General features: G+C 70.7%; 19 protein-coding genes and 1 rRNA gene. 9 read left to right on the top strand and 11 right to left on the bottom strand.

Going from position 1 to position 24163, the window contains the following annotated elements; all coding sequences use genetic code 11:
* Window positions 1–344 precede the first annotated feature (344 nt).
* Window positions 345–911: a DJ-1/PfpI family protein gene (locus tag ACFVXA_RS40110; protein ID WP_362017645.1), complete on the top strand. Its 567-nt coding sequence runs from the start codon at window positions 345–347 to the stop codon at window positions 909–911.
* 495 nt (window positions 912–1406) lie between these two features.
* Here the strand turns inward: ACFVXA_RS40110 and ACFVXA_RS40105 are convergent, their stop codons facing one another.
* Window positions 1407–2072, bottom strand: a complete 666-nt coding sequence (locus ACFVXA_RS40105) for an HAD family hydrolase (protein ID WP_362017644.1) — start codon at window positions 2070–2072, stop codon at window positions 1407–1409.
* Window positions 2073–2336: 264 nt separating this feature from the next.
* Window positions 2337–2852: a DUF6912 family protein gene (locus ACFVXA_RS40100; RefSeq protein WP_383747782.1), complete on the bottom strand. Its 516-nt coding sequence runs from the start codon at window positions 2850–2852 to the stop codon at window positions 2337–2339.
* Window positions 2853–3174: 322 nt separating this feature from the next.
* On the opposite strand from ACFVXA_RS40100, the gene ACFVXA_RS40095 reads away from it, so the two are divergent.
* Window positions 3175–3921 (top strand): Rv3235 family protein, encoded by a 747-nt coding sequence (locus ACFVXA_RS40095; RefSeq protein WP_389758131.1) that lies wholly within the window; start codon window positions 3175–3177, stop codon window positions 3919–3921.
* 130 nt (window positions 3922–4051) lie between these two features.
* Here ACFVXA_RS40095 and secA read toward each other — a convergent pair whose 3' ends face one another.
* Window positions 4052–6859: a preprotein translocase subunit SecA gene (gene secA, locus ACFVXA_RS40090; protein ID WP_362017641.1), complete on the bottom strand. Its 2808-nt coding sequence runs from the start codon at window positions 6857–6859 to the stop codon at window positions 4052–4054.
* A gap of 242 nt (window positions 6860–7101) precedes the next feature.
* On the opposite strand from secA, the gene ACFVXA_RS40085 reads away from it, so the two are divergent.
* Together ACFVXA_RS40085 and ACFVXA_RS40080 are read left to right on the top strand one after the other, a co-directional pair.
* Window positions 7102–7671, top strand: a complete 570-nt coding sequence (locus ACFVXA_RS40085; protein WP_362017640.1) for a GNAT family N-acetyltransferase — start codon at window positions 7102–7104, stop codon at window positions 7669–7671.
* Window positions 7672–7880: 209 nt separating this feature from the next.
* Window positions 7881–9125 carry a winged helix-turn-helix domain-containing protein gene (locus ACFVXA_RS40080; RefSeq protein WP_390028680.1) on the top strand — a complete coding sequence of 415 codons (1245 nt, stop codon included), beginning with the start codon at window positions 7881–7883 and terminating at the stop codon, window positions 9123–9125.
* Window positions 9126–9216: 91 nt separating this feature from the next.
* Here the strand turns inward: ACFVXA_RS40080 and ACFVXA_RS40075 are convergent, their stop codons facing one another.
* From ACFVXA_RS40075 to mtnA, 7 genes are all read right to left on the bottom strand, one after another.
* Entirely contained in the window at window positions 9217–9963 is a 747-nt protein-coding gene (locus tag ACFVXA_RS40075) for a response regulator transcription factor (RefSeq protein ID WP_362017638.1), read from the bottom strand.
* A gap of 206 nt (window positions 9964–10169) precedes the next feature.
* Window positions 10170–10862, bottom strand: a complete 693-nt coding sequence (gene hpf / locus ACFVXA_RS40070; RefSeq protein ID WP_383747773.1) for a ribosome hibernation-promoting factor, HPF/YfiA family — start codon at window positions 10860–10862, stop codon at window positions 10170–10172.
* 316 nt (window positions 10863–11178) lie between these two features.
* Complete coding sequence (locus ACFVXA_RS40065) at window positions 11179–12297, bottom strand: ComF family protein (protein WP_390028679.1); 1119 nt, start codon at window positions 12295–12297, stop codon at window positions 11179–11181.
* A gap of 124 nt (window positions 12298–12421) precedes the next feature.
* The gene (locus tag ACFVXA_RS40060; protein WP_383747768.1) at window positions 12422–14260 is read right to left on the bottom strand and encodes an LpqB family beta-propeller domain-containing protein; all 1839 of its coding nucleotides are present in this window, start codon (window positions 14258–14260) and stop codon (window positions 12422–12424) included.
* Window positions 14250–16340, bottom strand: a complete 2091-nt coding sequence (mtrB, locus tag ACFVXA_RS40055) for an MtrAB system histidine kinase MtrB (protein WP_383747766.1) — start codon at window positions 16338–16340, stop codon at window positions 14250–14252. Before mtrB ends, ACFVXA_RS40060 begins: the two co-directional genes overlap by 11 nt.
* A 1-nt stretch (window position 16341) precedes the next feature.
* Window positions 16342–17031 (bottom strand): two-component system response regulator MtrA, encoded by a 690-nt coding sequence (mtrA, locus tag ACFVXA_RS40050; protein WP_015659998.1) that lies wholly within the window; start codon window positions 17029–17031, stop codon window positions 16342–16344.
* Between the two features lie 8 nt (window positions 17032–17039).
* Window positions 17040–18185: an S-methyl-5-thioribose-1-phosphate isomerase gene (gene mtnA / locus ACFVXA_RS40045; RefSeq protein ID WP_362017633.1), complete on the bottom strand. Its 1146-nt coding sequence runs from the start codon at window positions 18183–18185 to the stop codon at window positions 17040–17042.
* A 140-nt stretch (window positions 18186–18325) separates the two neighbouring features.
* Here mtnA and ACFVXA_RS40040 point away from each other — a divergent pair, with 140 nt between their 5' ends.
* From ACFVXA_RS40040 to ACFVXA_RS40020, 5 genes are read left to right on the top strand one after another with little or no spacing between them, the layout of a single operon-like run.
* Window positions 18326–19690, top strand: a complete 1365-nt coding sequence (locus ACFVXA_RS40040) for a glycerophosphoryl diester phosphodiesterase membrane domain-containing protein (RefSeq protein ID WP_390028678.1) — start codon at window positions 18326–18328, stop codon at window positions 19688–19690.
* A gap of 4 nt (window positions 19691–19694) precedes the next feature.
* A complete protein-coding gene (locus tag ACFVXA_RS40035) occupies window positions 19695–20474 on the top strand; it encodes a DUF4129 domain-containing protein (protein ID WP_389939272.1) in 780 nt (259 codons plus the stop codon).
* Window positions 20471–21661, top strand: coding sequence for a DUF4350 domain-containing protein (locus ACFVXA_RS40030; RefSeq protein ID WP_389939274.1), 1191 nt, complete (start codon window positions 20471–20473; stop codon window positions 21659–21661). Before ACFVXA_RS40035 ends, ACFVXA_RS40030 begins: the two co-directional genes overlap by 4 nt.
* Window positions 21661–22650, top strand: a complete 990-nt coding sequence (locus ACFVXA_RS40025; RefSeq protein WP_362017905.1) for a MoxR family ATPase — start codon at window positions 21661–21663, stop codon at window positions 22648–22650. Before ACFVXA_RS40030 ends, ACFVXA_RS40025 begins: the two co-directional genes overlap by 1 nt.
* On the top strand, window positions 22650–23960 hold the full coding sequence (locus tag ACFVXA_RS40020) for a DUF58 domain-containing protein (protein ID WP_390028677.1): 1311 nt from the start codon (window positions 22650–22652) through the stop codon (window positions 23958–23960). Before ACFVXA_RS40025 ends, ACFVXA_RS40020 begins: the two co-directional genes overlap by 1 nt.
* Window positions 23961–24082: 122 nt before the next feature.
* On the opposite strand, the gene rrf is transcribed toward ACFVXA_RS40020, so the two are convergent.
* Window positions 24083–24163, bottom strand: a 5S ribosomal RNA gene (rrf, locus tag ACFVXA_RS40015); the annotation flags it as partial.

Raw genomic sequence — 24163 nt, 5'->3', positions numbered from 1 at the left:
GCACGGGTGGGCGCCGCGGCGCGGCACGGGTGGGCGCAGCGGCACGGGCGGGCGCAGCGGCACGGGCGGGCGCAGCGGCACCCCGTCAGCGCCGGGCTGCGCAACCCACCCCGAGCCCAGCCCCGACCCGGGGTACCCGACAGCCCAGCCCCCACTCGGGTGCCCGACGGCCCAGCCCCGGCCGGGTGCCCGAAAGAGCGCCCGCGCCCCCTTGGCAAGGCCCCGCACCCGAGGCACCTTGACCAGGACGGCCGACGCAGCCGGAAGCAGAATGGAGACCCAGAAGCACAATGGAGACATAGCTGACGCAAGGCTCGGGCAAGGCTGAGGGGAGCGGCACAGACATGACTGCGAAGATCCTGATCATCACCGGCGACGCGGCGGAGTCACTGGAGGTCCTGTACCCCTACCAGCGCCTCCGCGAGGAGGGCTACGAGGTCCACATCGCCGCCCCCGCCCGCAAGAAACTCCAATTCGTCGTCCACGACTTCGAGCCGGGCTTCGACACCTACACGGAGAAGCCCGGCTACACCTGGCCCGCCGATCTCGCGTTCTCGGAGGTCGACCCCGGCGAGTACGTCGCCCTCGTCGTCCCCGGCGGCCGAGCCCCGGAGTACCTGCGCAACGACCCCGAACTCCGCAAGATCCTCAAGTCCTTCTTCGACACGGACAAGCCGGTGGCCCAGATCTGCCACGGACCCCTGCTGACGGCCGCCGTCGACGCCCTGCGCGGCCGCCGCGTCACGGCTTACCCCGCGCTGGAACTCGACATGCAGGCGGCAGGCGCGACCTTCCAGGACGCGGAAGCGGTGGTCGACGGCACGCTGGTCTCGTCCCGCGCCTGGCCGGACCACTCCGCCTGGATGCGCGAGTTCCTCACCGTACTGCGCGCAAAGGCCCCGCTGACCTGATCCGTCCCGACCTGAGATGACCTGACTACCACCACAAGCGGCGGCTGCCCCGACCCGACACCGGAGCACAGCCGCCGCTGCACGCGCCGCTGCACGCCTTGGAACGCCGGGCGCCTGCTACGACGACAGGTCACGCCGCCGCTGGCACTCCAAGGGGCGGCTGCGCCGCTGCCATGGCACGGAGCGCACCGTCGCCACGCCCGGTGGGCCGCTGCCCTCGCTCCACCGGGGAGTCCCCCGCCGCCACGCCCAAGTGGAACGCTGCCCTCGCGCCACCCACCCGGGAGTCCTCTGGTCGCCACGCCTAAGTGGGATTCCCCCGGTCGCCACGCCCCAGTGGGACGCCTGCCCTCGCGCCACCCAGGAGCACGCCGCGCCACGCCCGGTGCCGCAGCCCGGCCTGCCCTACGGCGACTCCCGTCCCCGCCCGGTCAGGGTCGGGTCGGGTCGGCGTCGATGTCGGCGTCGATGTCGGCGTCGGCGTCGATGTCGGCGTCAGGCCGCCAACCTCTCGGCCTCCTCGACCGCCTCCTCCAGGGTGTCCACCACCGCCACGCCCACCTCCTCCAGGCTGGCGCGGCCGTGGGAACCCCCGGTGTAGAGGACGGACTGCGCACCCACGTGCCGAGCCGCGATCGCGTCGTCGGCCGCGTCGCCGATCACCACCACGCGGGACGGCTCCACGCCGGCGAGCGCACCCAGATGCCGCACCATGTGCTCGGCCTTGCTGCCGCCGGAGGGCCCGGTCCGCCCGTCGACCCGTACGAAGTGCGGCTCGATCCCGAACCCCCGCACCAGCGGGACCAGTTCGTCATGCACGTACATGCTGAGGATCGACTGGCTGCGTCCCGCCGACCCCCAGCCGGCGAGCAGCGCCGGCACGCCCTCGGTGAGCCCGCACGCTATCCGGTGCTCCGTGTAGTACCGGTGGAAGGTGTCGTCCATGATCTGCCACTCGGCATCCGTCGGCAGCCGCCCCATCAGCCGCTCGTAGAACTTCGGCACCGGTACGCAGTACAACGCCCTGTACCGCTCCAGCGTGATCGGCTCCAGCCCCAGCTCGGCGAAGGCCGCGTTCGTCGCCCCGATGATCGCGTCATTGTCGTGGAACAGCGTGCCGTTCCAGTCCCACACAATGTGCGCGGTTCCGTTCGTCCCCATACCAAGAAAATACCCGCCGCCACTGACAACGCCCCCCGTCGCCCGGAAGCAACCGGGGGCGCATGGGGCGACGGGAGTGCCGGCGGTACCGGGGGTGCCAGTGCCACCAGGGCCGGGGGCCCCGAGACACCGGGGCGACGACCGGGCCGACGCCAGTCCGAGAACCCGGCCGACGCCAGTCCGACACCCAGCCGACGTCAGTCCGACGACCCGGCCGGCATCAGCCCGATGACCCCTGAGCCTTGCCCCCTGCCCCCTGCTGCGTCAGTCCCCCAACCCCACCAGGTTGGGAATCTCCTGCCTCGCGAACCACAGCAGCTCATGGTCCTCGGCCCCGTCGACGACGAACTGCGCGTCGTCGTCCCCGACATCCGCCGCACCGAGTGCCTCCGCCGCGGCGGCGACATCCGCCTCGGCGTCGGACGAGTCGACGTGCACGGCGGCCGCCTTGGACAGCGGCACCGCCCCGGAGACCCGCACCTCGCCCAGCGCCGCGGGATCGAGCCCCCGGTCGGGATCGGCGACCGCGGCCCGGTCCGGGACATCCACCGCGACGACGACCCGCCGACGCACCGCCCCCGGGTCGACCGCGAGCAGCCGCAGCGAGGCCAGCGCGGCACGGTTCAGCGCCGCGTACTCGAGTTCCTCGATGTCGTCGGAGAGGTACCACTCGCGCAACGCGGGCGTGACGGCGTACGCGACGAACGGTCCCGCCTCGAGCTCCCCCGTCTTGTACGCCTCGGCGAGACCGGAGAGGGTCAGGGGGACGTAGACGCGCATGGCAGGCCGCTTTCGTAGTCGGAGGGCTCCGAGAAGGGCGTTCCGGCGCCTCCCGGGAGGGCCTTCAGGATACGTGCGGGCGTCCCCTTTCGAGTCCCCGCCCGCACCCTCCGGGGCGTCACCCGTGGGCCGCGGATTCACCCGGTGCACCCCGCTCCCGCCAGGGCTCCCGAGCCTCCCGGTCACTCTGATAGGTGAACCTTCCTGCCGGTCCGGCGCGCGTCCGGCGTCCTTGCGGAGGCCCGCTCCGGCCTCGTACAAGATCCCCAACACGAAAGTTACCGCCCGGTATCAACCGGGCCCCAGTGAACGGGGACGACGCGTGAACAAGGTGATGACCAGGACGAAGCGCCACCCGGGCACCCGCCCACCCGGCCGCCGGGACACCCGCCACCCGGGCAGCACACCGCCCCGTGGGCCGGGTGCGGGCGCTCCCCGCGGTACACCGGGCGGCAGCCCCCCGTCGACGCCGCCTGGCGAGGGCGCGTCACCCACCGCTCCGGTCCCGCCAACCGCCCCGCTCACGCGGACGACGCCACCCCGCAGCCGTCCATCCACCGCATCGCCGGCGGCCCACAGCGGCCCACCCGCCGCATCGCCGGCGCCCCACAGCGGCCCACCCACCGCGTCATCAATGCCCCACAGCGGCCCCCCGGCGTCGCAGGCCGGCGCCGCTCTCCTCGCCGTCCCCATCCAGTCCCAGGCCCCCCGCACGGGACCCGCACCCCAACCTCGCCCCACAGACCTCTTCGCCGACCGTCTGCTCGCCGTACTGAGCGGTCAGCGCCCCGTGCACTGCATGCTGCGCCACACCGCGGGCCGCGCCTACGACGAACTGGCCTGGCTCGCCGAACGCGGTCCCCTGCGCGCCCGCGGCACCCGCCCGGTCGTCCGCGACATCGGCTACTACGTAGCGCGCCCCGGCGCGATCGAGGCCTTCGCCCGCATCGGCGCGGGCGACCAGCTGCGCGCCATGGCCTTCCGCCTGGAGCAGGGCCCCGACCTCCGCTGGCGCTGCACGGCGGTGGAGCTGGGCGGTCCCCGCATGCCCCGCGCGGCCGACGACTGAACCGACCCGCCACCGTCCTTCGGACAACACAAGGGCCGGGCACCCGAAAGTGCCCGGCCCTCACCAACCTCCGCGACCCGCGCCGCGCGGCGGCGTCACCGCCCGCACGCAGCCACCGTCACGGCACTGCCTACTTCTTGCGGCGACGCACGCCCTTCTGCTGCTTGCGGCGCTCCGCGCGCGTGAGGCCGTCCGCCTCGGAGCGCACGGGCTCGTCGTCGCTGGTGAAGTCGCCCTCGACGATGCCACCCTCGCCGTCCACGCTCGGCGCGGAGAAGTGCAGCCGGTCCGGCCGCTGCGGGGCGTCGAGCCCCTTGGCGCGGATCTCCGGACGGGCACCCGCCGGGACGACGTCCTCCTTGGCCAGCGAAGGCCCGGCATCCTCGACCGGGACCTCTTCGACCTGCTGCTCGACCTGGACCTCCAGGTTGAACAGATAGCCGACGGACTCCTCCTTGATGCCGTCCATCATGGCCGAGAACATGTCGAAGCCCTCGCGCTGGTACTCGACCAGAGGGTCCTTCTGCGCCATGGCGCGCAGGCCGATGCCCTCCTGGAGGTAGTCCATCTCGTAGAGGTGCTCGCGCCACTTGCGGTCCAGGACCGACAGCACGACCCGGCGCTCCAGCTCCCGCATGATCTCGGAGCCGAGCTGCTCCTCGCGCGCCGCGTACTGGTCGTGGATGTCGTCCTTGATGGACTCGGAGATGAACTCGGCGGTCAGACCGGCACGGTCACCGGCCGCCTCCTCCAGCTCATCGACGGTGACCTTCACCGGGTAGAGCTGCCTGAAGGCGCTCCACAGCCGGTCCAGGTCCCACTCCTCGGCGAAGCCCTCAGCGGTCTCAGCCCCGATGTACGCGTCGATCGTGTCGTCCATGAAGTGCTGGATCTGCTCCTGCAGGTCCTCGCCCTCCAAGACGCGGCGACGCTCGCCGTAGATGACCTCGCGCTGCCGGTTGAGGACCTCGTCGTACTTCAGAACGTTCTTACGGGTCTCGAAGTTCTGCTGCTCGACCTGCGACTGCGCGGACGCGATCGCGCGCGTGACCATCTTGTTCTCGATCGGCACGTCGTCGGGGACGTTCGCCATCGACATCACGCGCTCGACCATCTGGGCCTTGAACAGGCGCATCAGGTCGTCGCCCAGCGACAGGTAGAAACGGGACTCGCCCGGGTCGCCCTGACGGCCGGAGCGACCGCGCAGCTGGTTGTCGATACGACGGGACTCGTGGCGCTCGGTGCCAAGGACGTACAGCCCGCCAAGCTCCTTGACTTCCTCGAACTCCGTCTTCACGGCCTTTTCGGCCCGCTCCAGGGCGGCGGGCAGCGCGGCGGCCCACTCCTCGATGTGCTCCTCGGGGTCGAGGCCGCGCTGGCGCAGCTCGGCCTCGGCGAGGTCGTCGGGGTTGCCGCCGAGCTTGATGTCCGTACCACGGCCGGCCATGTTCGTGGCGACGGTGACAGCGCCCTTGCGGCCGGCCTGGGCGACGATCGTCGCCTCACGGTCGTGCTGCTTGGCGTTCAGCACTTCGTGCTGGATGCCGCGCTTGGAGAGCTGCTGCGAGAGGTATTCAGACTTCTCGACCGACGTCGTACCGACGAGGATCGGCTGGCCCTTCTCGTGCTTCTCGGCGATGTCGTCGACGACCGCGTCGAACTTGGCGACCTCGGTGCGGTAGATCAGGTCCGACTGGTCCAACCGGACCATCGGCTTGTTCGTCGGGATCGGGACGACGCCGAGCTTGTAGATCTGGTGGAACTCGGCGGCCTCGGTCATGGCCGTACCGGTCATGCCGGAGAGCTTGCCGTAGAGGCGGAAGAAGTTCTGCAGGGTGATCGTGGCGAGCGTCTGGTTCTCGTCCTTGATGTCCACCCCTTCCTTCGCCTCGATCGCCTGGTGCATGCCCTCGTTGTAGCGGCGGCCGGCGAGGATACGGCCGGTGTGCTCGTCGACGATCATGACTTCGCCGTCGATGACGACGTAGTCCTTGTCCTTCTTGAAGAGTTCCTTGGCCTTGATGGCGTTGTTCAGATACCCGACGAGGGGGGTGTTCACCGACTCGTAGAGGTTGTCGATGCCCAGCCAGTCCTCGACCTTGGAGACGCCGGACTCGTGAATGGCGACGGTGCGCTTCTTCTCGTCGACCTCGTAGTCCCCGGTCTCCTCGATGCCCTTGAGGGGGTTGCCGGCCTCGCCCTTCTTCAGGCGGGTGACCAGCTTGGCGAAGTCGCCGTACCACTTGGTGGCCTGGTCGGCCGGGCCGGAGATGATGAGCGGCGTACGGGCCTCGTCGACGAGGATGGAGTCGACCTCGTCGACGATCGCGAAGTTGTGGCCGCGCTGCACCAGTTCGTCCTGCGACCACGCCATGTTGTCGCGCAGGTAGTCGAAGCCGAACTCGTTGTTCGTGCCGTACGTGATGTCGCACGCGTACTGCTCGCGGCGCTGGGCCGGCGTCATGTTGGCGAGGATGCAGCCGACGCTCAGGCCCAGGAACTTGTGGACGCGGCCCATCATCTCGGAGTCGCGCTCGGCCAGGTAGTCGTTGACCGTGATGAGGTGAACGCCGTCTCCGGAGAGGGCGTTCAGATATGCGGGCAGGGTGCCGACGAGCGTCTTGCCCTCACCGGTCTTCATCTCCGCGACATAGCCGAGGTGGAGCGCGGCGCCACCCATCATCTGCACGTCGTAGTGGCGCTGGCCAAGGACGCGCTTGGCCGCCTCACGCACGGTCGCGAACGCTTCGGGCAGCAGGTCGTCGAGGCTTTCGCCGTCGGCGTACCGCTGCTTGTACTCATCGGTGAGGGCCCGCAGCTCGGCGTCGGAGAGGTCGACGAAGTCCTCTTCGATGGAGTTGACCTGGTCCGCGATGCGGTGCAGCTTGCGCAGGATCTTGCCTTCGCCTGCACGCATGATCTTCGAGAGGACGGACACGGGGGTTTGTCTCCTTGCCGGTCGGGCCTGGGACGGTCGGTTTCAATGGCAGTTCAATAGCAGCTTGAGCAACGGCCATCGTAAGCGAGGACCACACCGCGCCGGGAGGTCTGCCCGTGACAGCCACTAGGACAACGGACAGGGAACGCCGAAGGTGCCGCGTTCCCACTGCGAAAAGTAACGGGAGTCTCACTCACCGCTAAGGAATGGCGTCCTTCCGGTTGCCCGAGCAGAATCGGCCGATGGACCCCGTCATCCTGACCACCGACCGTCTCGTCCTGCGCCCCGTGGGGCCCGACGACACCGACGCCGTGTACGAGGCCGCCCAGGACCCCGACATCCAGCGCTGGACCACCATCCCGTCGCCCTATCTGCGCGAACACGCGGCGGGTTTCACTCATGAGATGGTGCCCGACGGCTGGACGGACGGCTCCGCGTTCACCTTCGGCGTCTTCCTCCCCTCCGGAGAGCTGGTGGGCATGCTCGGCATCACCATGCGCTGCCTCGGGGTCGGCGAGGTCGGCTTCTGGGCGACCAAGGAGCACCGCGGCAACGGCTACATCACCGAGGCCACCGTCGCCGCCTCCCGCTGGGCCTTCACCGACCTGTCCGTAGACCGCGTCGAGTGGCGCGCCGAGGTCGGCAACGCCGGCTCCCGCGCCGTCGCCGAACGCGCCGGCTTCATCCTCGAAGGCACTCTCCGCTCCGCCATCAACAACAAGGGCGTCCGCCGAGACTCCTGGATCGGCTCCCTGCTCCCCTCGGACCTGGGCCTCCCGTCGACGGCACCGTATTTGCCGGCGCGGTCGTAGCCGTACGCGGCCGTGGTCATGCGTAGCCGTACGCGGCTGCGGTCATGCGTGCCGCTGGGGGCGCCCCTCCCAAACAGAGCGGCTCCCCACAGGCGCCGGCCTCGCGCCCCCGCCCCCGCCCCGAAGACAACTCAAGCGCCGGGCGACCATGGGGCGGACGTTCATCCGGCTCGAGACCCGTTGTCAGTGGCACCGCCTACCGTGTGGGCATGACGAGTCTCCCGCGTCCCACCACCGAACTCTCCAGCGACGAAGCCCGCCGCATCGCCCTGCGGGCCCAGGGCTTCCTGGGCGCCGTCGACCGCAGGTCCGGCGTCCGCGGAGTCCTGCGACACCTCGGCGCGGTCCAACTCGACACCATCTCCGTCCTCGCCCGCTCCCACGAACTCATCCCGTACGCCCGCCTCGGCGCCGTAGGCCGCAAAACGGTCGACGACGCCTACTGGACCCCGGGCCAGGACGGCGCACCCCACGCCTTCGAGTACTGGTCCCACGCGGCCTGCATCCTCCCCGTGGAGGAGTGGCCCCACTTCGCCTTCCGCCGCCGCGCCTACCGATCCCGCCCGCACTGGAACCACGCCCTGCCGGACGGCACCTATGACCAGGTCATCAAGCAGCTCCGCACCGAAGGCCCCCTCACGGCCACGGAGTTGGGCGGTGCCAAGAAGACCAGCGAGTGGTGGGACTGGTCGGGCACCAAGGTCGCCGTGGAGCGCGCGCTGATGTACGGCGAGGTGGTGTGCACGAAGCGCCGCGGCTGGAAGCGGGTGTACGACCTGGCCGAGCGCGCCATCCCCGAGGCACTCCTCCACGACGAGTTGGACGACCTGGAGTGCGTGCGTCGCCTCGTCCGCCTCGCAGGCCAGTCCCTCGGCGTCGGAACCCGCGCGGACATCGCCGACTACCACCGCCTCAAGGTCGAGCAGGTCGACGCGGTGATCGCGGACTCCGGCCTGGTCCCGGTGACGGTGGCGGGCTGGGGCAAGCCGGCACAGGGGAGAGGCGACGCGAAGCGCCTCACTGGAAGGGCGGTGACGGGAGACGGGTGGGCGGACCCGGCGGCCCTGGAGACGGCCCCGCGCGGCCGCCACCGCACGACACTGCTGTCCCCGTTCGACTCGCTCATCTGGGAACGGGCGCGCACGGAGCGGATCTTCGGCTTCACCCACCGCCTGGAGGCGTACACGCCCAAGCCGAAGCGGATCTACGGCTATTTCGCGATGCCGGTCCTCGCCGGCGGCCACCTCGTCGGCCGCGTGGACCCCGCTCGCGAGGGTCGCACCCTGGTCGTCAAGCAGGTCACTCTGGACGGCCCCAAGGCGGTCCCGGCCGTGGCCCAGGCCCTGGTGGAGGCCGCGAGCTGGGTGGACTGCACGGACGTACGAGTGGAAAGAGTGGACGCTCCGGAACTGCGCGACCCCCTGACAAGGGAGCTGTCCCGCACGCTCGCGTAGCCACAAGCCAAGCCGGCCTGACGCTGACGGCTGAGAGTTGAGCTGAGAGTTGACGGCTGACGGCTGACGGCTGACGGCTGACGGCCGACGGCTAGCGAATTTCGAGGATCTTCTCCCGCATCGCGTACACCACGGCCTCCATCCTGGAGTGCAGCTGCAGCTTCTCCAGGATGTTGCGCACGTGGTTCTTCACCGTGTTCTCGGAGATGAACAACTCTTTGGCGATGTCCCGGTTGTTCATCCCCGTGGCGACGAGCTTGAGCACCTCCAGCTCGCGATCGGTGAGCCGCGGCGCGGGCACCAGTCGGCGCTCGTCGGTCCGCTGGATCATCGACTTGAACTCGGTGAGGAGTTTCGACGCCATCGAGGGGCTGATCTGCGACTGCCCGTCGGCGACCGCGCGAATGGCCGTGGCCACCTCGTCCGTGGAGATCTCCTTGAGGAGATAACCCGTCGCGCCCGCCTTGATCGCGTCGTAGAGGTCGGCCTCCTCGTCGCTGATCGTCAGCATGATGATCTTCGCGCTCGGGGCCACCTCCTTGATGGAGGTGCACGCCTCGATACCACCGCGCTTCGGCATGCGTACGTCCATCAGCACGATGTCGGGCAGCAGGTCGGCCGCCTTGTCGACCGCCTCCGCCCCGTCACCCGCCTCGCCGACGACCTGGATGTCCTCCTCGGCCGCGAGCACGATCTCCAGACCGCGGCGGAAGAGGGCGTGGTCGTCCACGACAAGGACCCGGATGGGCTCCTTGCGGGCAGGGCCCGCGTCCGGGCCCATGCCGACGACGCCGTCGTCGGCATCCTCGTCACGCATCGGTCCGAAGCTGTCCGCCATCGTTCCTCCCCCTGAAGGCCGTGGCCTGTGTTCCTGTGCCATCGCCAACCCAAGGCAACGGCCCACCGGTTGGGGCCGGTGCGGCCATGATTTCATGCCCGGACGACAGTGCGGTGACAGAGCGGGGCGCCAAGTGGTCGCACACCGGTGCCCCTGGGGGCGCACACGCCCTTCAGGGGCACCGGCTCAGCCGTCACCAGGGAGGGTCAGCCGCCGAGCGCACCGCCCGGCGCATCCGCTCCGGCCTGGGCGATCATCGGGTCCGTGCTGAGGTGGATGACTCCGTAGTCGTAGGCATGCCGCCGGTAGACGACACTCGGTTCCTTCGACTCGGAGTCGACGAACAGATAGAAGTCGTGCCCGACCAGCTCCATCTCGTAGAGCGCCTGGTCGAGCGTCATGGGATCGGCCACGTGAGTCTTCTCGCGGACGACGCAGGGGCCTTCACCCGTGATCTCGAGGGAGCCGATCTTCTTGGTCGGCACGCCCTCCGGCTCCTCGTCGTGGACGACGCTGCCGTTGCCGTTCAGCGTCGCGGCACCCGGGACGTGGTCGGCGACCTCGGCGGCCGAGATCCTGCCGTTGCCACGGCGGGTGTAGCGCTTGTCGTGCTGCTTGCGCAGCCGGGCCTCGAGCTTGTCCGCGGCCAGGTCGAGTGCTGCATAGGGGTCGCTTGCCGCTGCCTCCGCCCGGATCACCGGACCGCGGGAGTGAAGCGTGATCTCCACTCGGTCGCTACGGTCGGCCTGTCGGGGGTTGGGCTCCTTGGACACCTCGACGTCGAGGCTGATCACCTTGCCGTCGAGCTTCTGGATCTTCTCCAGCTTCAGCTTCTCGGCCACGTGCTTGCGGAACCGCTCGGGCACCTCGGTCTTGCGGCCCTTGACGACGATGTCCACGCAGAACTCCGTTCCCGGATAGCTCCGCTCCACTGGCGGAGCATCTCCCTTTTGCACCTGGCTCCGGTGAGTCCCGGAACCTCGGACTTGGTGACTTTCACCTCCTCCTCCCCCAAGGGCAAGATCTCCACCCCAGCCGACACGGGTGATTCAGAAAACCCAGCGGCACGGCATTCGGATACGCGAGGTCCGGCCTGCGCCATTGCCTCACAACCGAACATATCTCGCCCGGACGGATGTCGTCACCCTCTACTGCGGCGTACCTCCGTTCAGGTGAATTGACCCTCTTATTACCTGCGACGATGCAAGTACTCAGTCAGTTCCGGTTTATTTCGAAGGCATCTGGCGGCGCTGCGACCACGGCCGCGCAGATGGTGTCGCGGCCGGTGTCCTGGACTGCACCCCTACCCGCCATTCGCGCAAACACTTCTGTCAGGTCCGTCCTCTCCTTCCCCTCATCCGCCGCCTCCGTCACCTCAACGGATGCCCGTACGGCCCGCGACGCCTCCGTCAACGAGGCGCCCGTCGTCATCAGGTCGTCCACGAGGACGACCCGCCCGCCCTCCGCGAGCAGCCGCGCACCGCCGGTGACGACCTCCAGGGCGCCCGCGAGATTCTCCAGCCGCTGCCGGGAGTTGAGCCCCGACTGGTCGGCCACGGGACGCCGCTGCCGCAGCACGCACAGCACCCGGGCCGGCGTCCCTGTACGCCGCAGCTCACCCGCCGCCGCGAGCGCGATCCGGCGCGCCGGATCGTGTCCCCGCGCCCGCACCGCGCGCCGCGACGACGGCACGGGAACGAGCAGTACGGGCCCTGGACCCGCGCCGCCGACATCCCGCGGCCCCGCTCGGAAGCGGTTTGCCGGCGACGGCCGCCCGTCACAGATCCCCGGCCGTTCGCCCCGAAGCCCGGGTCGGCCACCACCACCCTCCGAGAGCGGGCCTTCGGTCGTCAGAGGGCCCTCTTCAGCCTCCACAAGCCATCCTCCGGTGCCCGGAGGATCCTCCTCCGACCCCGGAAGACCGCCTTCTCCCTCGCTCCCGCCTCCACGCACACCCCACAGTTGCCCCTTCCCGAGCCCCAGCCGGCCCTCGGGAGCCAGGTGCCGCGCGGCCGACACAGGTCGTCGCGTATGCCCCAGCCCCGCCCGCACGGCTCCTGCCAGAGCCACTCCGAGCGGCGCAGCGAGCGCCAGCGCACCCCTCTCCTTGTGGGCGAGGAGCGCGGCCCGCACCTCGTCCTCGTAAGGGGCCGCCGCGTGCACCACCGGCAGCCCCGCCGGCTCCGGTACCGGTCGCACCCGGCTCGATACGGCCCCACTCAGGGCGGCACGGCACTCAGGGCAGAGCACCGTGCGAGGCCTCCCGCAGCCTCCGCACTCGGCCGGCAGCACCAGATCGGTGAGGTCCTGCCACCACCCCCGCATGACCACCACTGTGCCAACGCACGGGCGTACCGGCCACCCCTGTGGACAACGCCCTGTGGATAACCAGACAGCCGTCACCCGCGAGGGGACCACCCCGTCGCGAGTGGGACTGCCCCGTCACCCGCTAGCGGGACTACCCCGGATAAACCGGCGCTGTCCCGTCCTTCACCACCTTCTGCCACTGCTCCCCGGACGACAGCCGTACGATCCCGTCCTCCTGCGAGTGGGCCACCAATGGCAGCCGCTCGTCCTCGGACGCGGCGATCTCCTTGACGCCCGTCAGTGCGGAGGGGGCGGTGCCCACTGGAGTGGAGCCGTCGACCTGGACGTACCGCATCTGCTGCACGCCGCCCTGCTCCCGCCCGATCACCACGAGCCGGCTGTCCCCGGCCCACGACATGGCCGTGACCTCCTCCAGCTGGGGTGCCACGGAGCGCAGTTCGAGGATCGAGACAGTCGGCGGTTCACCGGACTTGGTCCCCCGCTCGATGCGCCCGATCTGCAGCGAGCTCTTGCCGTCCTTCTCGACGATCAGCGCGATCCGCACCCCGTCGGCAGCCACTCGTACCGCCTTGATGCGCCCGTCAAGACTCGGGGTCTCGACCACCAGCGGACTGCCCGCGCCCTTCTGCAGCAGAAGCAGCCGGGGGTTCTTCGGGTCGCGGTCGGCCACCCACAGGTCGCCCTGCCCGTCCCAGCTGGGCGTGGTCAGCCGGTCATCCGCCGTCTTGCCCTGGCTGTGCAGCACGGCTTCGCCGAGCGATCCGCCCGACACCAGCGAACCGACGTACAGCGACGTCCCGTCGGTCGACACCCCGGCCGCGCTGCTCTCGTCCCGCGACACCGCGGCCGCCCGCAGCTTCTTGTCGCCCTCGCCCAGCGCGCCGGGCACCGGCTCGGGCTGCTTGTCGCTGCCGCTGCTGGGCATTCGCACGAGCCGCTGCTTGCCGTCGATGAAGTACTGGTAGTCGGGATGGTGCGCCGTGCCGTGCGAGGCGATGCCGTCGGCCTGGTCCTCGGTGAGCACGCACAGCTGCGAACCGTCCGACTTCTGCAGCTCCACCTCGTCCACGCCGGTGGGCGTCAGATCCTTGAACGTGAACAGGAGTTGGGCCGCCATCTTGGAGCACTGCCCCTGTCCGACGTGGTCGGCCTTCTGGTTCAACGGCACAGTGACCATGTTGCGGTCGTCGGGCGACAGCGACTTGACGCCCTTCTTCAGCTCCGTGCCCGTGGGAAAGCTCGATCCGACGACCCGGTCCAGCCAGCGCGTGGGGCCCTTCAGGAGCGCGCGGACCATCTGCGTCATCGGGTCCACCTGCTTGCGCACATAGACCGGGTCGGCGACGGTCTCCAGCTGGCCGCCCGTCTCGGACGACACGTTCGAAGCGAAGTAGTACTTATTGACCGACTTGTAGTTGCGCTGGAAGTCGGTCCGGCCCATCACGACGCCCTGGGGCAGCCCGTCGATGCGCCACTCCTTGGTGGTCTTCTGCCGTGTGAGATGCACCGTCCTGCTGTACGAGCCGGAGTCCGGCGCGTACGCGTGCTGCGTGTCCACCGTGGCGACCTTGCTGCCGCTCAACCGGTACAGGATTTCGGCGGTTCCCTCGCTGGTCCCCGAATGCACCGCCTCGGCGTTCGGCCCTTCCGCGAGCACGGTCGTGGACCGGTACGGATCCCACGCCTGCGAGGCGCTCGACGTCAGGTACTCGCGCGCCGTCTCATACTGCGGGTCGTCGCTGGTCAGAGCCTCCAGAAAGCCCTGCACGATCTCCGCCGGCGAGGCGTCCTTGCTCGGCGACTTCGCGAAGACCCGGACCTGCGCGTCCTGCCGCGGCGTCGACTCGACGCCGCTCAGGCCCCCGCTGTCGGGCATCGAGGCGCACCCCGCCAGCAGCAGCGCGCCACAGCCGACGTACACCCCCACCCGCACCGGACGACCGCCGCGCCTCCCACGGTCAGCGCCCACGAAATGCCTCCCCTTGTCCGAGCTCCGTCGGCTGCCCGCCGTCGGGCCCGTGCTCCTCGACCGTCGGCTCCCCGGCTCCGGCCGGCAGGTCGTCCGGGCGTCGCGTGGCCCCGGCCGGCCGTGGCACCACGCGTGCGCCGTTGCCCGGCAGCGCCGTCGGACCGGCCGTGGGCGACCCCCCGGCCTGCCGCGGCGTCATCGGCGCGCGGGGCGGCACCGGCGGGACATTCCCGCCCGCCGGCTGCTGCATCGGCACGGTGGCGAGCTTGCCGCTGCCGCCGAGCGGCAGACCGGCGTCATGAAGTCCACGATTACGCCGGGAGTCCTTGGGCTCCAGGGGTATCGGTGACCCGCGCAGCGGCTCGTCCGCCGTCCGCGGCAGCGTCAGCCGGAACTGCGAACCGCCGCCCGGCTCACCCCACGCCTGCAGCCAGCCGCCGTGCAACCGCGCGTCCTCCAGAGCGATGGACAGTCCCAGGCCCGTTCCACCGGTGGTACGCGCGCGTGCCGGGTCGGCCCGCCAGAAGCGGCTGAACACCCGGGTCGCCTCGCCGGGCTTGAGCCCCACGCCGTAGTCGCGCACCGCGATCGCGACCGCTCCGCCCGCCGAGGCGAGCTTGACCACCACGTCCTTGCCGTCGCCGTGCTCCACCGCGTTGACGACGAGATTGCGCAGCACCCGCTCCACCCGCCGGGCATCGGCCTCGGCGACCACCGGCTGCTGGTCGCCGACGACGCGTATGTGCGTGCCCTTGCGCTCGGCGAGCGGCTCGGCCCCGCTGACGACCTTCCGTACGACCTCGCGCAGGTCTATCGGCTCGGCCTCCAGCGCCGCCGCTCCCGCGTCGAACCGGCTGATCTCCAGCAGGTCCGCGAGCAGCGACTCGAACCGGTCCAGCTGGTCGGCGAGCAGCTCGGCCGACCGCGCGGTCACCGGGTCGAAGTCCACGCGTGCGTCGTGGATGACGTCCGCCGCCATCCGGACGGTCGTCAGCGGCGTACGCAGTTCGTGCGACACGTCGGAGACGAACCGTCGCTGCATCCGCGACAGGTCCTCCAGCTGCTGGATCTTCAGCTGCAGGTTCTGCGCCATCTTGTTGAAGGCCTCACCGAGCCGGGCGATGTCGTCCTCGCCGGTGACCTTCATACGTTCCTGCAGACGCCCGGCGGACAGCCGCTCGGCGATCCCCGCCGCCATCCGCACCGGAGTGACGACCTGGCGCACCACGAGCCACGCGATGGCCCCGAGGAGCACCACGACGAACAGTCCGGCCGTGGCCAGCGTCCCCTTGACCAGGCTCAGTGACTTCTCCTCCTGCGTCAGCGGGAAGAGGTAGTAGAGCTGGTACGGGTCCCCGTTGGGGTCGTTGACCTGCTTGCCGATGATCAGCGCCGGCTGGGTCTCACGGTGGTCGCTGTAGATGATGCGTGTGTAGCTCTGGGCCACGCCCGTGCCGGCGTCGACGCGCTTGCGCAGGTCCTCCGGCACGCTGACGGTCGGTTCGACGAACCCCGAGGCGCGCGCCCCGAGGCCCCGGTTCTCGTTGTCCGCGGCGGTGGTGCTGAGCGTCACGACGTCGAAGGCGCCCTGGCCGCCGCTGGAGAGCGACTCCACGAGGTCGCTCATCCAGTTGCTGACGTTCTGCACGGGGGTGCCGTCGGAGCCCGAGTTGTCGTCGGTGCCGCTCGCGCTCGCCGCGCTGTCTGCCTTCTGGCCCGCGACCGCGAACCCGCCCACGGCCTGGCTCTGCGACGCCTTCACCTTGGCGTCCAGCAGCCCGTTGCGCACCTGTCCGATCACCACGAAGCCGAGCAGCAGCACGACTCCGAGCGACATCAGCAGCGTGGTGACGACGATCTTGAGCTGGATGTTGCGCCGCCACAGCCGCATCACGGGCAGCAGCGGGCGGCGCACCCAGCGCATGACCAGCCGGAGGACCGGGCTGCCCTGGACTCCGCCCTGCAGCAGCCCGCCCTCCATGAACCGCCCCCAGCGGGAGCCCGTCACCTTCCGGCCGACAGGCCGCCCCGAACGGACCCCCGGCTCACCGGGCGCCGAAGCGGCACTGTCCCGGGACATGTCAGCTCGGTCCGGCCTTGTAGCCGACACCACGGACGGTCACCACGATCTCCGGCCGCTCCGGGTCCTTCTCGACCTTGGAGCGCAGTCGCTGCACATGGACGTTGACCAATCGGGTGTCGGCCGCGTGGCGGTAGCCCCACACCTGCTCCAGCAGGACCTCGCGCGTGAACACCTGCCACGGCTTACGGGCCAGCGCGACCAGCAGGTCGAACTCCAGCGGCGTCAGCGCGATCGACTGCCCGTCCCGCTTCACAGAGTGACCGGCCACGTCGATGACCAGATCACCGATGGCGAGCTGCTCGGGCGCCGGCTCCTCGGACCTCCGCAGCCTCGCCCTGATCCGCGCCACCAGCTCCTTTGGCTTGAACGGCTTCACGATGTAGTCGTCGGCACCCGACTCGAGGCCGACCACGACATCGACGGTGTCGCTCTTCGCCGTGAGCATCACGATCGGCACCCCGGACTCCGCCCTGATCAGGCGGCACACCTCGATGCCGTCCCGGCCGGGCAGCATCAGGTCCAGGAGCACCAGATCGGGCTTCGTCTCACGGAAAGCGGCCAGCGCCTTGTCGCCGTCGGCTACGAAAGACGGCTCAAAACCTTCACCACGCAGCACGATGCCGAGCATCTCGGCCAGTGCGGTGTCGTCATCGACGACAAGGACTCGTCCCTTCATAAACGACATCATCCCATTAACTAAATCGTTACCTGGCGTGACAAGTCACACAGCTCGGCGAGCGCCTCAGCCGTCACGGGCGACACAACGCCCTCTTCGGTGACGATCGCCGTGATCAACTCCGGCGGCGTCACATCGAACGCCGGGTTGTACGCCTGGGTCCCCAGGGGTGCCACAGGTATACCGCCTCCCGCTTCCGCTCCCGCCACTGGCACCTGCGGTGCTGTGATCTCGGTCACTTCATGACCCGGGCGCTGCTCGACCTCGATGGACGCCCCGTCCGGGGTGTCCAGGTCGACCGTCGTCACCGGCGCCACCACGATGAACGGCACATGGTGGTACCTGGCCAGCACCGCGAGCGGATAGCTCCCCACCTTGTTCGCCACCGAACCGTCGGCCGCGATCCGGTCGGCCCCGATCAGCACCGCGTCCACCTCCCCCGCCGCGAACAGAGATCCCGCCGCGCTGTCCGTGAGCAAGGTGTACGCCATCCCGTTGCGCGCCGCCTCGTAAGCCGTCAGGCGAGCACCCTGCAGCAACGGCCGCGTTTCGTCCACCCACAGCCGCCGCAGCTGCCCCGCCCGATGCGCCGCGAGCGCGACCGCGAACGCCGTGCCCTCCCCGCCCGACACCAGCGCCCCGGTGTTGCAGTGCGTCAGCACCCGGTGCCCGCCGCCCGGCAGCAGCTCGTCGAGCAGCGCCAGCCCGTGCCGAGCCATCCGCGCGCCGGCCTCGGCGTCCTCCCGGTGCAGAGCCCGAGCCGCGGCCAGCGCCGCCCCGGCGGCCTGCTCCTGATCACCCCCGCCGGACAGCGCGGCCCGGTACGCCTCCTGCGCCCTCCGTACACCGACGGCCAGGTTCACCGCGGTCGGCCGGGCACCGGCCAGCGCGCGGGCGGCGTCCTCCACGTCGAAGCCGCGAGCGGCGGCGAGCGCGACCCCGTACGCCCCGGCGACGCCGAGCACCGGCGCCCCGCGCACGGCGAGCGTACGGATCGCCTCGACCAGGGCGGGAGCGTCCGTGCACACCAGCTCGACTTCTTCGGCGGGCAGCCTCCTCTGGTCGAGAAGGACCAGTACGGGCCCTTCTGGGGGCTCGTCCCAGCGGATCGTGGGTATCTCCGCCGGCCTGCTGTCCTCGCGGGATTGCGCGTACTGATCAGCCATCCGCACAGTCTGCCCCGTACCCGGCGGACAATTGAAGGTGCGCAGCCCATACAGCGCCCGGTCCCTTGCCGGGCACACCGTGGCACGATGGCTGCCAACCTGCCGCCGCGACCGCGGACGGGCACCGTGAAGGAGCGACGATGAAAGACACTCCGGGCTGGGCCTCGCCCGGATCTGCCCACTCCGACGGGCAGGAGCCTGAATCCTCCGGCGCCGCGCAGCCCACGGAGCAGCCCTCGGACCAGGGCGGCACGGACCAGCCGCAGCCGCCCTCGAAGTGGTCCAAGGAGCAGCCCCCGCCCGGCCAGTGGTCCGCTCCCAGCCCGCAGGGCCCCGGCCAGGCCCCGCCACCACCTCCGCCCGGCCCGGGCTGGGGCGGTCAGCACCCCGGCGGCCCGGCCGGCCAGGGAGGCGGCTACGGCGGCTGGGGAGGCCCCGGCCGCGGATACGGCGGCCCCGCAGGCCCCGGCGGCCCCAGCGGCTGGGGAGGCAACTGGGGCGGCCCGCCACCCGCCGCCAAACCCGGCGTCATCCCGCTGCGCCCGCTCGGCGTCGGCGAGATCCTCGACGGCGCCGTCTCCACGATGCGCGCCCACTGGCGCACCGTCCTCGGCATCTCGCTGACCGTCGCGGTCGTCACGGAGATCGCGATCATCCTGCTCCAGGGCTTCGTCCTGGACGACAGCACCAGCACGGACACCCTCAACGACCCGAGCGCCACCGTCGGCGAGCTGAGCCGCGCCCTGGGCGACGCCTCCCTGAACTCCGGGGCCGTCCTGCTCGTCACCCTGCTCGGCACCATCGTCGCTACCGCTCTGCTCACGAGCGTGACCAGCCGCGCGGTCCTCGGCAAGCCGGTGACCACGGCGGAGGCCTGGCGGGATGCCCGTCCTCAGCTGCCGAAGCTGTTCGGCCTGACGTTCCTGCTGCCGCTCGTCGCCCTCGCCGTCGTCGCCGTCGGCATGCTGCCGGGCGTACTCGCCGCGCTGGCGGGCGCCGGCGACGCGGGCGTCACCCTCGCCGTCATCGGCGGGCTCGGCGCGGGCGTCGTCGCCCTCTGGCTGATGATCCGCTTCTCGCTCGCCTCTCCAGCCCTGATGCTGGAGAAGCAGGGCATCGTGAAGTCGATGAGCCGCTCCGCGAAACTCGTGCGTGGCTCCTGGTGGCGGGTCTTCGGCATCCAGTTGCTCGCCACGATCATCGCCAACATCGTGGCGTCGATCGTCGGGATCCCCTTCGCCTTCCTGGCCGCCGCCCTGAGCGGCGACGGTGTCACCGGCTTCCTCGACAGCGCCGGCGGCAACCCCGGCTGGACGTTCCTCATCGTCAGCGGCGTCGGCTCGGTGATCGGATCCATGCTCACCTTCCCGATCGCCGCGGGCGTCACCGTGCTCCTGTACATCGACCAGCGCATCCGCCGCGAGGCCCTCGACCTCGACCTGGCTCGCGCCGCCGGTCTCCAGGACTACGGCTCCGACACTCCCGGCACCACTCCGGGGAGCTGATGCCGTGAGTTTGGCGGGGGGAGTTCTCACGGCAGTACTGGCACTGCCGCGTACCGGCGCCACGGGGCTGCTCGCACTGCCCTCTACCGGCGCCACAGCGGTCCTCGCGCTGCCGCGCGGCGACGCGCCACCGGTGACGACGCCGCGCGACCCCGCGCGCGAGGCGGCCAAGCGCGAGCTGTCGAAGCGGATGTACCACGAGAACGACCCCAGCCTGGTCCAGCGCGCCCTGAACGCCTTCTGGGACTGGGTCGACAAGCTGTTCAGCGCCGCCTCCACCGCAACCCCCGGCGGAGCGCTCGGACTGGTCGTCATCCTGCTGGCCGTGGTCGCCGTCGTCGCCGCCCTGTGGTGGCGCCTGGGCGCCCCCCGCCGCACCCCCACATCGTCCGCCGCGCTCTTCGACGAACGCCCCAGAAGCGCCGCCGAACACCGGGCCGCTGCCGAGGCGCACGCCGCCCAGGGCCACTGGAACCAGGCCGTCCAGGAACGCATGCGCGCCATCGTCCGCTCCCTGGAGGAGCGCGCCCTGCTCGACCCCCGCCCGGGCCGCACAGCGGACGAGGCGGCCGCGGAAGCGAGCCGCACCCTGCCCTCCCACACGGACCGACTGCGCACCGCGGCACGGGACTTCGACGACGTCACATACGGCGGCCGAACGGCGGACCCGCGCGCGTACCACCGCCTCACCGAGCTCGACCGCGACCTGGAACGCACCAAACCCGAACTCACGAGCAGCGCCCAGACCACGGCCCTCAACACCCGCCAGGGGGCCGCCTCATGACCGAGGCTACCCTCACGTCCACCTCGGCCTCGCCCACCGCCCGCCAGACGTGGACCCGCGCGCGGGGAGTCGTACTCGCCCTGGTGATCCTGCTGGGGACCGCCGTCGTGATCGCCACGGTCCGCTCGGGCGCCCAGCACGGCCGCCTCGACCCGCGCTCCGCCGACCCCTACGGCAGCCGCGCCGTCGCCGAACTCCTCGCCGACGAGGGCATCTCCACACGCGTGGTCACCACCCTCGACCAGGCGCGCACGGCGGCCGACTCCGACACCACTCTCCTGATCGCCGCCCCCGACCTGCTGACCAAACGTCAGCAGACGCTCCTCCACACCGCGACCGAGAGATCCGACGGCCGTACGATCCTGCTCGCCCCCACATCGCCCTCCCTCGGCACCCTCGCCCCCGGAGTCACCGCCGACCCCGCCATCAGCTTCGACTCGCTGCTCTCTCCCGACTGCGACCTGCCCGCCGCTCAACGCGCGGGCGACGCCGATACGGGCGGCATCCGCTACATCACCACCGCCCCCGGCGCGGACGCGTGCTACCCCAGCGACGGTCTGCCCACGCTCCTGCGCATTCCGGCGGCCTCCGGGAACGGCGACACCGTCGTGCTCGGTGCCCCCGACATCCTCTACAACGACCGTCTCGACGAGCAGGGCAACGCCTCGCTCGCCCTTCAACTGCTCGGCTCCCGCTCCCACTTGGTCTGGTACCTCCCCTCGCTCTCCGACACCTCGGCCACCGACGCGGGCGGCCGAAGCTTCTTCGACCTGCTCCCCTCGGGCTGGCTCTGGGGCACGCTGCAACTCTTCTTCGCGGCAGCCCTGGCCGCCCTCTGGCGGGCACGCCGACTCGGCCCCCTCGTGCCCGAACGCCTCCCCGTCGCGATCCGCGCCTCCGAGACGGTCGAAGGCCGCGCCCGCCTCTACCGCAAGGCCAACGCCCGCGACCGCGCGGCCGCCGCTCTGCGCTCCACCACCCGCACCCGCCTCGCCCCCCTCGTCGGCGTACCCCCCGCCCAGGCGCACGCGCCCGAGGCCCTGCTCCCCGCCCTGTCCGCCCACCTCCGAGGCGACGGCCAGGCCCTGCAATCCCTCCTCTTCGGGCCGCCGCCCCACGACGACGCGGCCCTCGTCTCACTCGCCGACCAACTCGACGCCCTCGAAAGAGAGGTACGCCGTTCATGATGGACCCGACCACTGACAACGCCGGGTACGCCGGGGATCCGGGCACCGCCCGCTCCTCCCTGGAAGCCCTGCGCGCCGAGATCGCCAAAGCCGTGGTCGGCCAGGACCCCGCCGTGACCGGCCTAGTCGTCGCCCTCCTCTGCCGCGGACACGTTCTCCTCGAAGGAGTCCCCGGAGTCGCCAAAACGTTGCTCGTCCGCGCCCTCGCCTCCGCGCTCGAACTCGACACCAAGAGAGTCCAGTTCACTCCCGACCTGATGCCGAGCGACATCACGGGCTCCCTCGTCTACGACGCCCGCACCGCCGAGTTCTCCTTCCAGCCCGGCCCGGTCTTCACCAACCTCCTGCTCGCCGACGAGATCAATCGCACCCCGCCCAAGACCCAGTCGTCCCTCCTGGAAGCCATGGAGGAACGTCAGGTCACCGTCGACGGCACCCCGCGACCGCTCCCCGAGCCGTTCCTGGTCGCGGCGACCCAGAACCCGGTCGAGTACGAAGGCACTTATCCCCTCCCGGAAGCCCAACTGGACCGCTTCCTACTCAAACTGACGATCCCTCTGCCCTCCCGCGAGGACGAGATCGACGTCCTGACGCGCCACGCCGAGGGCTTCAACCCGCGCGACCTGCGCGCCGCCGGCGTACGCCCCGTAGCGGGCCCCGCCGACCTCGAAGCCGCACGCGCAGCCGTCGCCAAGACAGCCGTCTCCCCCGAAATCACCGGCTACGTAGTGGACATCTGCCGCGCCACCCGCGAGTCGCCGTCGCTCACCCTCGGCGTCTCCCCGCGCGGCGCGACGGCCCTGCTCGCCACCGCCCGCGCCTGGGCCTGGCTGACCGGCCGCGACTACGTCATCCCCGACGACGTAAAGGCCCTGGCCCTCCCCACACTCCGCCACCGCATCCAACTCCGCCCCGAAGCGGAGATGGAGGGCGTGACGGCCGACTCCGTCATCAATGCGATCCTCGCCCACGTCCCCGTCCCGCGCTGATGGCACTCACCGGACGCGCCGCCCTCTTGGCGGCCCTCGGCACACTCCCCATCGGCATCTGGGAGCCCAGCTGGACGGGCATCCTCGCCGTCAACGCACCCATCGCCCTGGCCTGCGCCTGCGACGCAGCCCTGGCCGCCCCCGTCCGCCGTCTCGGCCTGACCCGCTCCGGCGACACCTCGGTACGCCTCGGCGAAACCGCCGACGTCACCCTGACCGTCACCAACCCGTCCGGCCGCCCCCTGCGGGCCCGCCTCCGCGACGCCTGGCCGCCGAGCAGCTGGGAACCCGGCACCGAAGTGGCCGCCTCCCGCCATCGCCTGACCGTCCCCGCCGGCGAACGACGACGCCTGACAACCCGTCTGCGCCCCACCCGCCGTGGCGACCGCCAGGCGGACCGCATCACGATCCGCTCCTACGGCCCGCTGGGGCTGTTCGCCCGCCAGGGCAGCCACAAGGTCCCCTGGACGGTACGCGTCCTGCCTCCGTTCACCAGCCGCAAGCACCTGCCCTCCAAACTGGCCCGCCTGCGCGAACTCGACGGCCGCACCAGCGTGCTGACCCGCGGCGAGGGCACCGAATTCGACAGCCTTCGCGAGTACGTCCCCGGCGACGACACCCGCTCCATCGACTGGCGCGCGACAGCCCGCCGGACAACGGTCGCCGTACGCACCTGGCGACCCGAACGCGACCGCCACATCCTCCTGGTCCTCGACACCGGCCGCACCTCGGCGGGACGCGTCGACGACGCCCCCCGCCTCGACGCCTCCATGGACGCGGCCCTGCTCCTCGCAGCTCTGGCCGCCCGGGCCGGCGACCGCGTGGACCTCCTCGCGTACGACCGCCGGGTACGCGCACTCGTCCAGGGCCGCGCGGCAGGCGAGGTCCTTCCGTCCCTGGTCAACGCGATGGCGAACCTCGAACCGGAACTCGTCGAAACAGACGCTCGCGGCCTCACCGCCACAGCACTCCGTACGGCCCCACGCCGCTCCTTGATCGTGCTTCTGACCAGCCTCGACGCGGCCCCCATCGAGGAAGGCCTGCTGCCCGTACTTCCCCTCCTCACCCAGCGCCATACGGTCCTGGTGGCGTCAGTGGCCGACCCGCACATCGCCCGCATGGCAAAAGCTCGGGGAAACACCGAGGCGGTGTACGAAGCGGCAGCCGCGGCCCAGGCCCAGACGGAGCGGCACCGCACCGCCGAACAACTACAGCGTCACGGCGTCACAGTCGTCGACGCGACTCCGGACGAGCTTGCGCCGGCTCTCGCCGATGCATATCTGGCGCTCAAGGCGGCAGGGCGGCTGTAAGCGGAAACGAAAAGGGGCCTCCTGACACAAGAGGCCCCTGGAAATGATCCCAAGCTCAAAAACGATCCCGAACGCAGAAAACCCCCGTACCGTTTCCCGGTACGGGGGTTTTCTCAAATTTAGTTCGGCGGCGTCCTACTCTCCCACAGGGTCCCCCCTGCAGTACCATCGGCGCTGTAAGGCTTAGCTTCCGGGTTCGGAAT

This window comes from Streptomyces sp. NPDC058246 (genome assembly GCF_042881985.1).
Taxonomy (GTDB): Bacteria; Actinomycetota; Actinomycetes; order Streptomycetales; family Streptomycetaceae; genus Streptomyces.
The sequence above is the reverse complement of the archived record's forward strand: the minus strand, read 5'-3'. Positions and strand labels throughout refer to the sequence as shown.